Below are 13,986 nucleotides of genomic sequence, written 5' to 3'. Positions count from 1 at the left end.
GGATGGGGGGCGGGTGGATGGATGGGGGGGCGGGTGGATGGGGAGCAAAACGTTTCCCCATTCACTCATCCACCCATCCACTCATCTACCCCCGAGCAGCAAGCTCCTCCAGGGCAGCAACCTCCAACCGGGACACGGTCTCCGGAGGTAGCCCCAGCAGGTTCAGCAGCTTTTGGTAAACCACCGCCTCGGTCTGGTTGATCTGGTTAGAGCTGATCACCTCGTAGCTGAGCATCAGCGCTTCTTCGCGCTGGGCCTGGGTCGTGAGCTGGGGCACCAGCTCCTCCAGGGGAATTTCTCGGGCTAGCAAGTCATTCAGGTCGCCGCGCAGGTCGGCCTGGGCCTCGGGGTCCTGGGCAAACTTACGGCTGAGGCGATCGAGGATCACCTCCTGCTGGATATCAGCAAAATTGTGGTCGGACCAGGCCATAGTGGCGGCGATGCGCAGCAGGAGCATCTGCTCGGGGGTGATGTGGGTTTCTTTGCCCAGGTAGACTTCGATTACCTTAGGGTCGTTCTGCACCTCGTCCATGGTGCCCTCGCACAGCACGGTGCCCTGGTGCAGCACGGTGACCTGGCGGGCAATCTGACGGACAAACTCCATGTCGTGCTCGATCACCACGATGGAGTGGCTCTCGGCCAGGGACATCAGCAGTTTGCCGGTCTGCTCGGTCTCTTCATCGGTGAGGCCCGCCACCGGCTCATCCACCAGCAGCAGGTCGGGGGACTGGGCCACCAGCATGCCGATCTCCAGCCACTGCTTTTCACCGTGGGAGAGCAGGGCCGCAGGGATGTCGGCCTTGTGGTCGAGGCCGATGGTCTCCAGCAGGCCACCGACGGTGCGCTTTTCGGCGGTGGGGGTTTTCTTGAACAGGGTGGCGAAGACGTTTTTCTCGCGGTTGCAGGAGAGTTCCAGGTTTTCGCGAGGGGTCAGGTTGAGGTAGACGCGGGGGGTCTGGAACTTGCGGCCAATGCCGAGGCGGGCGATCTGGTGTTCTTTGAACTTGCGAACATCCTGGCCTTTAAAGTAAGCGGCCCCCTCGGTGGGCTTGGTTTTGCCGGTGATCACGTCCAGAAAGGTGGTTTTGCCCGCGCCGTTGGGGCCGATGATCACCCGCAGCTCGCCCTCATCCATGGAGAAGTTGAGGTGGTTAAGGGCCTTAAATCCGTCGAAGCTGACGGTGACGTCTTGGATGTCGAGGACTTTGGTGCTCATTTTGGGGAAGGGAGTGGATGGGTGGGAGGGTGGATGGGTGGATGCGTAGCGCGGGTCTCAACCCTCAGCCGATGCTGAGCAAGACCAATACTTTGGAGTAGGGTGATGGTGGGCACCGCCCACCGATGAAGACCGTGGGCACGTGGGATCCTTATGGGTGCCCGGTGGGGTCCAGGGGGGTGTCGGGACCCACGCTACTTTTCGGCGAACTCGGGGGTTTCAGAGGCTGCTACGGGTTCGGGGCTGTCGTCGAGGTAGGGCAGGGTGGTGGGGGCGATGCCGAGGGCTTTGCTGACGGTGGAGCCAAAGGTGCGGCGTCCCCAGCCGATGATGCCGTCGGGCAGGGCGGTGACCACGATCAGGAACAGTGCCCCCTGGAAGAACAGCCACACGTCAGGGAAGCGCTCGCTGAGCAGGCTGCGGGCCATATTCACCAGTACCGCGCCCAGGATGGCCCCGACCAGGGTGGCCCGACCGCCCACGGCCACCCAGATCACCATCTCGATGGAGAAGGCGATGTCCATGGCCTGGGGAGAGATGATACCCGACTGCACAGAGTAGAGGGCACCGGCAACCCCGGCGATCGCCCCGGACACCGCGAACACCAGCACCTTAAAGGCGGTCGGGTCGTAGCCGGAGAAGCGCACCCGGTTTTCGTCGTCGCGGATGGCCACCAGCATGCGGCCAAAGCGCCCGCTGGTCAGCCAGCGGCAGAGGGCATACATGGCCACCAGGGCAACCACCGTGGCGATGTAGAAGAACATCCGCATTTCGCCAGAGCCCACCCGTTGGCCCAGAAACGTCGTGGTGGAGGTGGTGAGGCCGTTGGTGCCGTTGATCAGCTCCTGCTGGCCGTTGAAAAAGTTGAAAAACACCACCAGGGCAGCCTGGGTGAGGATCGAAAAGTACACGCCGCGAATGCGGTTACGGAACACCAGGTAGCCCAGTAGCCCCGCCACGATCGCTGGAATCAGCACGATCGCCAGCAGCGTAAAAGGAAACGAGTTGAACGGCTGCCAGAACCAGGGCAGCTCCCTCACCCCGTAGAGGCCAAAGAATTCGGGGATGCTGCCCTCCGGCAGGCTGTTGAGCTGGAGGAACATGGCAAAGGCGTAGCCCCCCAGGGCAAAGAAAATGCCGTGGCCCAGGCTCAGCAGTCCGGTGAACCCCCAGATCAGGTCGATACCCAGGGCGACGATGCCCAGGGCCAGAAACCGCCCCAGCAGGTTCAGCCGGAAGGGGGTGAGAAACAGGGGCAGAATCACCACCAGGATCAGGGCAACCGCTACAACAGCGATCGCCTCGATCACAAACTTGCGCTTCTGGCTGGCCTTAACCGCCCGGCGCGGCTGCATAGTTGCTTCAGTCGTCATTGGTCTACAGCTCCACTGCTCGACCCTTCGGCGGGAACAGCCCGGCGGGCCGCACCTGCAGGAAGGCAATAATCAACGCAAACACCATCACCCTGGCCATACTGGTAGTGGCAAAGAAGGTGAAGAAATCGATGAACGGCTGGAACGCTGCTGCCGGGGGGAACATCGTCGCCAGGGTGCCCGACCCGACCAGGTAGACGACCGTGCCGATCACCAGGGACGCCACAATGCTGCCCACCAGCTTGCCGACACCGCCCACCACCACCACCATGAAGGCGTCCACAATGTAGTTGCTGCCCAGGTTTGGCCCCACAGCGCCCAGCATGGTGACGACGCAGCCCGCCACCCCCGCCAGTCCAGAGCCCAGGGCAAAGGTGATTGCATCCACCTGTCCGGTGGGGATACCCAAACAGGCGCTCATACCCCGGTTTTGAGTCACCGAGCGAATCCGCAGCCCCCAGGCGGTGCGGTTCAGGAACCAGTACACCGCCAGCACGCAGAGCGTGGTCAGCAAAATGATGAACAGGCGCGCCATGGGCAGCTGAATCCCAGTTCCCAGGGATATGCTGCCCCGCAGCCAACTGGGCGAGGCCACATTCACATTGCGGGCCCCAAACCAGGGCCGAACAAACTGAGCGCTGGCGGCATTGCCAATCCAGATCCAGGTGAGGAGCGCGATCGCCGCCGACAGCAGCACAAACACCGGGTTGGCCCAGGCTCTGATCTGCTCCCAGTTGGTGTAGCGGGTCAGCACCCAGCGCCCGCCCACAAACAGAACGGCAAACACCAACAGCCCCAGGGCCATGGGCCAGCTAATACTGCGAATGGTCTGGATCAAAATCAGACTCACCCCCCAGGTGGCCAGCAGCGTCTCCAGGGGCCGCCCGTAGAGGTGGCGAATCACGGTGCGCTCTAGCAGCAGGCCCAGGGCCGCCGCCACCAAAAACGCCAGGGGCAGCGCCGCAAAAATGTAGAGGTCGGGGGCAACCCCGCCGATGCTCTGGGCCGCGTTCTGCACCACAAAGGTGGTGTAGGCCCCAAACATCATCAACTCACCGTGGGCCAGGTTAATGACCCCCATCAGACCAAACACAATCGCTAAACCCAAAGCCACAATCAACAGCACCGCGCCGATGCTAATGCCGTTGAATAGGCCACTAATTAAGCCTTCTATCACTGGTTTTACCGCTCAGAAAACAATACGCCAACGGTCATCCAACGCCCATCTCAGTAAAAATCAGCCTCATTGTAGAGGCGACAAGCTCCTCCAAAATGCTCTTTTTGAACATCCGCCTGGCCAGCCTCTGAGTCATTGATCCATATCCTGAAAAACCTGAATCAACCTCAACTTAAATCCCTAGGCTGTACGCCTAAACCCTCGAAACAACCTACCTAAAAGCTTTTTATGGACTGCATCGATCTAGGTCAGGGGTTAAATTTCGGCAATTTGTTACTGAGCTAATAAGCCACAAGATAGTCAGATTTATTTCAGGATGCAGGCCATCTGTCGTTCGTCAGGCAGTCCCCACCCGAATAACGCTATGAGCATGGTCCTGAGACTGCCTGCTTAGGGAAAGAGCCCGAATTCAACCTTTAAAAATCGAGCGAGGACACGGCTTGCAGCATCCTCGCTCGATTCCCATCCTTAGCAGGTGCTCAGGCAGAAGGCAGACCTAGATCTCGAACCGCTCGCCCTTGGCCGGGTCGGACCAGTCGCAGCCAAAGCCCGTGGTCTCGGGCACAAACTGGTTCCAGGGCTCGGGGTCGATGGGGCCATCGGTGGCCCAGAGGATGTCGAACATACCGTCTTCCTGGATCTCACCAATCCGCACCGTCTTAGACAGGTGATGGTTGGGATTCATGGTCACGGGGCCTTCGGGAGCATCCATGCTCTGGCCGTAGGCCGCTGTCCGCACTTCGGGAATGTCAAAGGTGCCCGCTGCTTCCACCGCCTGCTTCCACAGGTAGACCATGATGTAGGCCGCTTCCATGGGGTCGTTGGTGACGCGATCGCTGCCAAACTCTTCCTGGAAGGCAGATACCCACCGCTCGTTTTCGGGGGTGTCCACGGTCATGAAGTAGTTCCAGGAGGCCAGGTGCCCGGTCAGGAACTCAGTCCCGATCTGGCGCACTTCTTCCTCGGCCACGCTGACGGACATCACCGGGTACTGATCCGGCCCCATGCCTGCGCCCTGGAGCTGGGTGAAGAAGGCCACGTTGCTGTCGCCGTTGAGGCTGTTGAAGATGACGCCGCCGTTGGGCAGAGCCGCCCGGATGCGGGTGATGATCGGGGTGACCTCAGTGTTGCCCAGGGGCAGGTAGTCCTCGCCCACGGTGTTGCCGCCCCGGGCCGCCAGCTGCTCTTTGATGATGGTGTTAGCGGTGCGGGGGAACACGTAGTCAGAGCCCACCAGGAAGAAGTCGGTGCCCTTGTTCTCCAGCAGCCAGTCCACGGCGGGCTCAATCTGCTGGTTGGGGGCGGCCCCAGTGTAGAAAATGTTCTGGGAGCACTCCTGGCCCTCGTACTGCACCGGGTACCACAGCATGTGGTCCTTCGATTCGAACACGGGCAGCACCGCCTTGCGGCTGGCGGAGGTCCAGCAGCCAAACACCACGGCTACCTGGTCCTGGTCAATTAGCTTTTCAGCCTTCTCGGCAAAGGTGGGCCAGTCGGAGGCTCCGTCTTCTACCACGGCCTCGATCTGGCGGCCCAGCACACCGCCTGCCTCGTTGATTTCTTTGATGGCCAGCTTCTCAGCATCGACTACGGTGGTTTCGCTAATGGCCATAGTGCCGCTGAGGGAGTGCAGAATGCCCACTTTAATGGTTTCCCCGTTCGCCGCTGCGGTATCGGTCCCGCCCTCAGTGGTACCGGTGCCGGTGGTCGTAGTGGTGCCACCGCAGGCCTTTAACAGCATGGAGGTGCCCAGGGTAGCCGATCCGTACACTAAAAACTTGCGTCGATTAAATCGCGTGACCATTCAACCTCTCCTGACTCGTTAACAAAAACGCGTAACCGAAAGTCCACGTAGACCGTCAGAGTGAATATTAGGAGCAGTAACCGGCAGCAAATGTAGTCTGGGATACCAAATGACCCAACGTTTCTGTAACATTCCAGGGAGAACAGCCCAATTGTCATCAATCCTGGGGCTGAGTTCAGACGTTGGCTGGGTTTTGGTGTGGCCCGGTCAGGGGGAGGGCGGCGGGTGATGATGCCGTTGCTACCTAAGCTAGGGAGGGCGACAGGGGAGCCCTTGGGGAGTGCTTTCTGCCGGCACCCAGGGCAGGTGGAGACTAACGCTGGGGCAGGAGGTGCGTCAATGGCGTATCAGTGCGCCCCAATCTTCCTAGCCGGAGGATTTCGCATCTAGGAGGAGGCTGATTTTGTTGAGCAGCCGGGGCAGTTCAATGGGTTTGGTGTCGTATTCGTCGCAGCCGATGGCCAGGGCCTTTTCGCGATCGCCCTGCATGGCGTGGGCGGTGAGGGCAATCACAGGAATGCTGGCGGTTTCAGCGTTGGCCTTCAGCTTTTGGGTGGCTTCCCAGCCGTCCATCACGGGCAAGCTCATATCCATCAACACAATGTCGGGGCGATGGGTGGCGGCCATCGAAACGCCCTCCAGTCCATCCGCCGCAGTGAGGACCTCATAGTCCATTCGGCGCAGGCGGCGAGAGAGCATATCCCGGTTCATCTCGTTGTCTTCTATCAGCAGCACCTTGATGCGGCCAGGCGGGGCAGAAACAGAATGCTGCCAATCGTCCCCCTCCCCTTGCTCTTGGCGCAGCCGCGCCGCTTCTGCCTGAATTTCTTGAAAATACGCACTTTGAGTAATGGCAGCCACCTCCTGAACCCGCTTGGCCTGGTCAATCTCAACCTTGAGTTCATTGACCTGCCGTTTGAGGGCCAACTCCTTCAGCTTGCGTTGGGTAACATCTTCGACAATGCCTTCGAAGTAGAGCAACTCGCCATTCCCGCCCCGCACGGCTCGCACACTCTCCGACAGCCACATCATGTCACCATCTTTGCGATAGGCCTGATACTCGTAGCCGGTCATCTGTCCGCTGGACTCAACCTGCCGGATAAACTCCTGGCGCCCTTCGGGGTCCACGTAGATTTGATTGCCGATTTCAGTTACAACGGCCATCATTTCGGCCGCCGAATCATAGCCATGGATACGGGCCATGGCAGGGTTAACACTGAGAAAGTGCCCGTCCGGGGTGGACTGAAAGATCCCCTCCAGGGCATTCTCAAAAATGCTGCGATATTTTTCCTCGGCCAACCGCAGGGCATCTTCGGCCTGTTTCCGCAGGGTAATGTCGACCATGGCGCTGAGCACCGTCGCTTCGCCGTTATAGGTGAGCGGCTGAAACGACGTCGTGGTCCACAGGGGGCTACCGTCGGCCCGTTTGCACTGCAGCTCGTAGTGCTGAATGGACTGGCCCTGCTCCAGGGTGGCGCGCAGGCGTTGATAGTCCTCCTGATTCAAGAAAAAGTCTTGAATGGTGCAATTGACCAGCGGCTGATCGTCACAGCCAAACGTGGCCCTGGCGGCCGCGTTGCTGTAGAGCACCACCCCATCGTCCCAGCGCCAGGTGAGGACCGGTACCGGAGTGGCCTCGGCAATGAGCTGCCTGGCCAGATACATGACCCGCTGATCCCGCAGGCGCTTCTTCTCCAGGGACGCCATAATCTTGGCCCGCAACAGCACCGGCTTAAACGGCTTTGAGAGAAAATCTTCGGCTCCCATCTCGATGCAGCGCACCACATTGTCGATCTCGTCCAAAGACGAGATCATAATCACCGGAATGCTCTGCCAGGTGGGGCTCTGCTTGAGGTGGATGAGCACCTCAAAGCCGTTCATCTCCGGCATGATTAAGTCGAGCAAAATCAGGTCGTAGCTGGCGTTGTGAAGCAATTCCAGGGCCGCTTGGCCATGGGCTGCGATCGTAACGGTAAAGCCCTGATACTCCAGCTGCCGGGACAGTAAATCACGATTGGTCTCGTTGTCGTCAACGATGAGGATGTGCCCTCCCTGGCTGTTTTGATCCTCAATGGGGTCGTAACGGAGAACCTGCAGGGTGGTTTCGGCCTGCTTAAACCAGGCGGATTCGGCTCCGCTCTCTAAGGTCAATTCGTTGGCGTCGAGCTGGTTGGGATTGATGAGTTGGAGTTGCTGTCGCGACAGATTGACAATGTCATTGACCATGCTGAGCAACTGCTGGGCCGCCCGGTGAATGCGCTGTAGATCGGCCTGAATGTTGGGGTCGGCCTCTTCGAGCAGCAGCTCGCAGTAGCCAATGATTGTGCTGAGGGGCGTCAGCATCTCCAGGCGAATGGTTGCTCCAAAGGAGTTAATATCGCTCCGAAATTGGCCCACGTCTAGCTGAGTCGGGTCCAGGATGACGTTGGCAAGGGAAAGCAGTTGGGTGCCGCAGGTGTAGATATTTTTAAGGTCGGTGGCCAGAGCTGAGTGGGGTTGACCCTTGAGTTCCTCCAGCAGCATTTCGCTGTAGCCAATGATGGCGTTCATGGGAGTACACAGTTCGTGGCGGAGGTGGCTCAAGAGCGCCCGCTGCACCCGCTTATCCCGGAAGGGCAGGGTATCTTCGGGGGGGGCGGAGGGCTGGGCGGCCGCAAGCAGCTGCTCCACTTTGTCGAGCAGTTGGGGCAGGTTGACGGGTTTGGTTTCGTATTCGTCGCAGCCTGCGGCGAGGGCTTGCTCACGATCGCCCGCCATGGCGTGGGCGGTTAGCGCAATGATGGGAATGTTCTGAATTTGGGGGTTGGCTTTGATTTGGCGGGTGGCCTCGTAGCCATCGATCACCGGCAGATCAATATCCATGATCACCAGATCGGGCCGTTCGGAGAGCGCTTTGGCGACGCCTTCTGCGCCATCGATCGCGATCGCGACCTCGTAGCCCTTCCGCATCAAACGGCGAGACAACATATCGCGATTGACGTCATTATCTTCAACCAAAAGCAGCTTGGCCATGGGGATAGAGGTGACAGAAAAGCAGGGTTAGAACAGGGTTAGAAACAGAGATTGAAGGGGCACGGGATCCAGCGAGACGCTAGGACTGTTTTCGGGAAATAGCCGTAGACGCCAGGGTGCTAATCTCGTTGAGCAGAGTTTGTCGGTCTAGGGATCCTTTTTGATAGATGCGCTCGATTTGACCATCGAGCCGACGGCGATCGTCCGCCGTCAAGTCTTTAGCCGTCAGCACAATCACAGGGATTGAGCGCCACTGGGGCCGCTGCCGCAGTTCCTCTAAAAACTCAAAGCCATCCATTTCAGGCATCATCAAGTCCAGCAGAATGAGTTCAGGCATTTGGGTGGGCATGAGTTCTAGCGCCTGCCGTCCATGGGCCGCCACCTGTACCGACCAGCCAGCTTTGGCCAGCTGGCGCTGCATCATGTCGCGATTTTCAGCGTTGTCTTCCACCACCATGATGGTCTGGGCGCTGGCATCGCCTACATACTTGTGCAGCAATCCCGTCAGGCGATCGTAGTCCACCGGTTTGAGCAGATAGTCAGACGCCCCAAGGGCGTAGCCCAAGGTCTTGTCATCGACCATACTGACCATGACCACGGGAATGTCCGCCAGGTGTGGATCGGCTTTGAGTTCTGTGAGGATTGTCCAGCCATCAACACTGGGCATCATCACATCCAGCACAATCACATCCGGGCGACGGGTCCGCGCCAATTCCAACCCCTCCAAGCCGCTCCCCGCCCCAATCACCCGGAACCCTTCTCGGCTCAGGAACCGTTGCATCAAGTCCTGCACCGAGGGGTCATCGTCAATCACCAGGACCGTGCTGGCTGTGGAAGGTAAATTGGGAAGGACTGAGCTGTCTGGGGCGTCTGTTTTGCGCAGGGTATGGGACTCCGATCGCTCCTCCGCCAGCTGTTGGGGCAATCGCATCGTAAAGATGGTGCCCTCGCCTCGGGCGCTGACAACCTGAATGTCTCCCCCCATCATCTGGCAGAATTTTTGGGTAATTACCAGCCCCAGCCCCGTACCCCCATACTTGCGGGTGGTGGAGGCATCGGCTTGGCTAAAGGCCTGGAACAGCCTGGTCTGTTGCTCCGGGGTCATGCCAATGCCGGTGTCCGCGACCCTGAAAGCAATGCCGGGCTCTGCTTCAGCCAGCAGGGTAGGTTCTACGGTGAGGGTAATGGTGCCGTTTTCGGTAAACTTGCTGGCATTGCTGAGCAGATTGAACAGGCACTGGCGCAGTTTGGTAATGTCGGAATGCATTGGGCTGAGGTCCCTGGCGCAGTTCACCACCAATCGATTGTGGCTCTTATCGGTTAGCGGCCGAATCGTGTCGGCAATATCTTGAACCATGGCAGCGACCTCAAAGGTCTCCAGGTACAAATCCATCTTGCCAGCCTCGACTTTAGAGAGGTCGAGAATGTTGTTGATCAGGCCCAACAGGTGCCGTCCAGCGCCATGGATTTTGTTGACATCGTCAATCAAGACGGTTTCGCCCAGGTCAGTGAGTTCTTCCGCCAGCATTTCGCTATAGCCAATGATGGCATTGAGGGGAGTGCGTAACTCATGGCTCATGTTGGCCAGGAACTGACTCTTGGTTTGATTGGCGGCCTCGGCGTCAGCCCTGGCCCGCTCCGCCGACTGGGTGGTTTCTGCAAGCTGGGCCGTGCGCTCCTCCACCGCCTGACTGAGGTTTTGTTCGCGAACCGCCACCTCGTGGGCCATCACCTGAAACGCCCTGGCCAGTTGCCCTGGCTCATCCGCCCGCTGGGCCACCTGAGTAATCGGGGCGGAGCCAAACTCGCTCACCTGTTCGGGGGTCAGGGCTCCGTCGCTCACCCGCCGGGCGATCGCGGTTAGATGTTTGATCGGCCAAATGACCGTGCGCTTCAGGAAACCGTTGACCAGCAACCCCAGGATGGCAAAAATCGAGGAGAAAATTCCCAATACCAGCCACAGGTACTGCCGCCCCTGGCGAAAGACGGCATCCGCCGGCACATAGATGGTTTGGGCGGCCACAATTTCATTCATCTGCCACCCAAATCCCCCCTCAGAGCCAAAGCTAGCCAGCTGGCTTCTGGGGGCGGCACTGGGGGTACTGTGGCACTCCAGACAGCTCGCTTGGGTGACCGCTAGGGGACGGGCAATATAGAACAGATTCGCCCCATCCCGGAAGCGGTAACCCGATAGCTGCGGCAAGTTGGGCTGGTTGCGAAACTGCTCTACCAGGGCCGTCTCAAACTCATCGGCCTGATCCCGAGGATTGGTGGGATTTAGGGTGGCCTCTTTGTAGAGAAAGTCTTCGTAGGCCGGATCGGCGCGGAAATGCTCAAACACCTCCGTAGCCGCGTAGGCGGGCACGGTTTCGCTAATAAAGGTGGAGCTGGTCGCGAGCTGATCCGCCAGCAGAGGCTGAATGCGCTCGCTAGTGTAGCTCCTGACCGAGTTCATGGTGCGGGTCAGAATTTCGGCCTTGGCGGTTACTTCTCCCTCTGCCTTGCGCTGCATGGCTCCCGCTAGGGTTATACCACTGACCACCACCCCCGCTACAAAAACCAGGGTCAGCAGCACATTAAACTTTGGGCCAAGTTTTAAATGACTGAGCATAACATTGGCGTCACGCAACGCTAGAAGAGAGTTTCTAACCGCGAGCTACCTTTGGGAACACCGTTGAACCTACGCTGACGGAACAGTGGCAGGGACTTACCTGTGGCTGAACCCGATCCAGTGCGCTAATCCTCAAGCTGCTTAGTTAAGCACCCACCGAATCCCATTGCCGTCTGTAGCGTTTACTACGTAAAACCACCTAATGCGTCTAGCCATCCTATAGCGCCCTAGCCGGTGAAACCGTATCCCACATAGCAAAAATTGGCTCAGCAAACAGAACGCTGAGCCTGCTGCAACAAATCAGCGGTTTCAACCTGCCAGGGGGGAAGCAGGCCCAAGCTCAGGCGGGCAGTGTAGGAGCGCTCAGCCCAGCGTGGTGCTGAATAAAGTCAATGATGCTGGGGAGCCCTAGCTGGGTTTTGAGGTTGGTGAAGCCAAAGGGGCGATCGCCCCGCATTTTCCGGGCATCGCGCTCCATCACCTCCAGGCTGGCTCCCACCAAGGGGGCCAGATCGATTTTGTTGATCACCAAGAAGTCAGACTTGGTGATGCCGGGTCCGCCCTTGCGGGGAATTTTATCCCCCGCCGCCACATCGATGACGTAGAGGGTCAGGTCCACCAGCTCAGGGCTGAAGGTGGAGGCCAGGTTGTCGCCGCCGCTCTCCACAAACACCAGGTCGAGGGGGTGAAAGCGGGCTTCTAGATCCTCGATCGCCACCAGGTTCATCGACGCATCTTCGCGAATGGCGGTGTGGGGGCAGCCGCCAGTCTCGACGCCAACGATGCGATCGGGGCTCAGCGCCTGGCTGCGCACTAAAAACTGGGCATCTTCCTGGGTGTAGATGTCGTTGGTGACGACGGCGATCGAGTAGCGATCGCGCAATGCCTTGCACAGGCTATCGACCAAGGCGGTCTTGCCCGACCCCACCGGGCCAGCCACACCGACTCGAAAGGGATTGGCACGAAAGGGAGTTGTCATTTGGGCGCAATCCAACATCAGGATGTTCGATATCTTACACCGCCTATCACCGCCTATCCCGCTCGCAGGCCCCGCCGAAATGCCTGGGCTGCCTCTAGGCGCAATGTCTCAGCCATCAATCCTACTCCATGCAAAAGACCCCAGGGATTTTGAAAATCCCTGGGGTCTGGGTCATAGCCGCGAGAGAAACCGGGTTTCTGAATCCTGGCTAGCTGTACTTTTCGTTGGAGGCGGTCTCCAGGTCAAACAGCACCTGGAGGGTCTGCATCGCCCGCTTGCGGGCCTCAATGTCGCGCTGGGCGCGCAGCTGCACCATGGGGTCGTGGAGAATTTTGTTGACGATGCCCCGGGTCAGAGCTTCGATCACCTCCTGGTGCTTTTCGGCAAACTCGCTGCCCAGACGTGACAGGGCCTTCTCCAGCTCCTGTTCGCGGATGGTCTCGACTTTGCTGCGCAGGCTGCTGATGGTACTGACGGTGTCAAGCGATCGCCACCAGTCCATAAAGCTCTCCACCTCTTCGTCCAGCAGCCCCTGGGCCTCCATCGCCATCCGGCGGCGGCTGGCCTGGTTTTGGGCCACCACGGCCTTGAGGTCGTCGACGTTGAAGGCGTGGACGTTGTCCAGCTCGTTGGCGTTGGCGTGGACGTTGAGGGGCACCGAAATGTCAAACACCATCAGGGTGCGGTTGTTGACCAGCGGGGCCAGGTTGTCGCGGTGCAGAATGGGCTCGGTGGCCGAGGTGCAGGTAAACACCACGTCACAGGCCTCCACTGTCTCCAGCATGGCATCGAGGGTGCCGGTGCGGATGTTGGCGTCGGGGAACTGCCGGGCTAGCTCGTTGGCCCGGTCGATGGTGCGGTTGAGAATGGTGATGGTGCAGGAGTCTTTGGAAACCAGGTGCTGCACCAGCAGCCGGGCCATTTTGCCCGCGCCCAGAATGCTGACGTGGCAGCTGTTCAGGTGGGGGACTTTCATCCGGGCCAGCTCGACGGCGGCGGAGCTGATGGAGACAGCCCCGGTGCCGATGCTGGTTTCGCTGCGCACCCGCTTACCGGCGGTGAGGGACTGTTTCAGCAGGCGATCGAGCACCCGGCCAATGCTTTTGTGCTGCTGGGCCAGCTGGTGGGCGTGCTTCACCTGGGCCAAAATCTGGCCCTCGCCCAGCACCAGGCTGTCGAGACCGGCGGCTACGCGCATGAGGTGATTGACGGCATCCTGGTGCAGCAGAATGAACAGGTGTTGCCGCAGCTCGTGAAGGGGTAAGCCGCTGTGCTCAGACAAAAACTGGGTCACTTCCCGAATGCCCTGCTCCGTCGCCTCGGTGACGATGTGAATTTCGAGCCGATTGCAGGTGCTGAGAATTGAGACCTCGTCGATGTGGGGGCAGTGGGTGAGGTGGGCGATCGCGTCTCCTGTCTGAGCCGTCGGAATGCTAAGTTTTTCGCGAATTTGCACCGGGGCGGTTTTGTGGCTCAGGCCAATTACGGCGATATTCATTCTTCCTCCACGCGTTTAATAGTCACCTGATTTTATGGTGTCGGCAGCTCTCTCCAGGGCCAGACGATTGCCAGGGTGGGCTGGGGCCAAGGGTTACACCGTACACAATTGCCAATATGTTTGAACTTAGAGATAAATAGGGCTCGACTCAAGGAAACTCAACAAAAGTCCATCAAAAACTGTGAACTCAGAGCCAAAAAAAGATGCGAGGATCCCGCATCTCTAGGGTAACGAATTGGGGGCGCTCATCCGAATGCCCACCCCTGGTCGAGACAGCCCGATCGACTGGACCGCTGGCCCATACCGGATCCGGATT

8 protein-coding genes are annotated in these 13,986 nt (G+C 59.2%); all 8 read right to left on the bottom strand.

Annotation, left to right across the window (positions count from 1 at the left end):
- Positions 1-85: 85 nt before the first annotated feature.
- The 8 genes from urtD to NF78_RS18170 all read right to left on the bottom strand — a co-directional run bounded on the left by urtD (position 86) and on the right by NF78_RS18170 (position 13,670).
- Positions 86-1,216 carry an urea ABC transporter ATP-binding protein UrtD gene (gene urtD / locus NF78_RS18205; protein WP_035990608.1) on the bottom strand — a complete coding sequence of 377 codons (1,131 nt, stop codon included), beginning with the start codon at positions 1,214-1,216 and terminating at the stop codon, positions 86-88.
- 194 nt (positions 1,217-1,410) lie between these two features.
- Positions 1,411-2,589: an urea ABC transporter permease subunit UrtC gene (urtC, locus tag NF78_RS18200; RefSeq protein ID WP_081972750.1), complete on the bottom strand. Its 1,179-nt coding sequence runs from the start codon at positions 2,587-2,589 to the stop codon at positions 1,411-1,413.
- Between the two features lie 4 nt (positions 2,590-2,593).
- Positions 2,594-3,766 carry an ABC transporter permease subunit gene (locus NF78_RS18195; protein WP_035990606.1) on the bottom strand — a complete coding sequence of 391 codons (1,173 nt, stop codon included), beginning with the start codon at positions 3,764-3,766 and terminating at the stop codon, positions 2,594-2,596.
- A gap of 496 nt (positions 3,767-4,262) precedes the next feature.
- Positions 4,263-5,570, bottom strand: a complete 1,308-nt coding sequence (gene urtA / locus NF78_RS18190) for an urea ABC transporter substrate-binding protein (RefSeq protein WP_035990604.1) — start codon at positions 5,568-5,570, stop codon at positions 4,263-4,265.
- Positions 5,571-5,936: 366 nt separating this feature from the next.
- Positions 5,937-8,582: a response regulator gene (locus tag NF78_RS33035; protein ID WP_052050720.1), complete on the bottom strand. Its 2,646-nt coding sequence runs from the start codon at positions 8,580-8,582 to the stop codon at positions 5,937-5,939.
- 79 nt (positions 8,583-8,661) lie between these two features.
- Positions 8,662-11,193 (bottom strand): response regulator, encoded by a 2,532-nt coding sequence (locus NF78_RS18180; RefSeq protein WP_035990602.1) that lies wholly within the window; start codon positions 11,191-11,193, stop codon positions 8,662-8,664.
- Between the two features lie 340 nt (positions 11,194-11,533).
- Positions 11,534-12,172 (bottom strand): urease accessory protein UreG, encoded by a 639-nt coding sequence (gene ureG, locus NF78_RS18175; RefSeq protein WP_035990600.1) that lies wholly within the window; start codon positions 12,170-12,172, stop codon positions 11,534-11,536.
- A gap of 208 nt (positions 12,173-12,380) precedes the next feature.
- Entirely contained in the window at positions 12,381-13,670 is a 1,290-nt protein-coding gene (locus tag NF78_RS18170; protein ID WP_035990598.1) for a glutamyl-tRNA reductase, read from the bottom strand.
- Positions 13,671-13,986: the final 316 nt, after the last annotated feature.

This window comes from Leptolyngbya sp. KIOST-1, assembly GCF_000763385.1.
Classification (GTDB): Bacteria; Cyanobacteriota; Cyanobacteriia; order Phormidesmidales; family Phormidesmidaceae; genus Nodosilinea.
The sequence above is the reverse complement of the archived record's forward strand: the minus strand, read 5'-3'. Positions and strand labels throughout refer to the sequence as shown.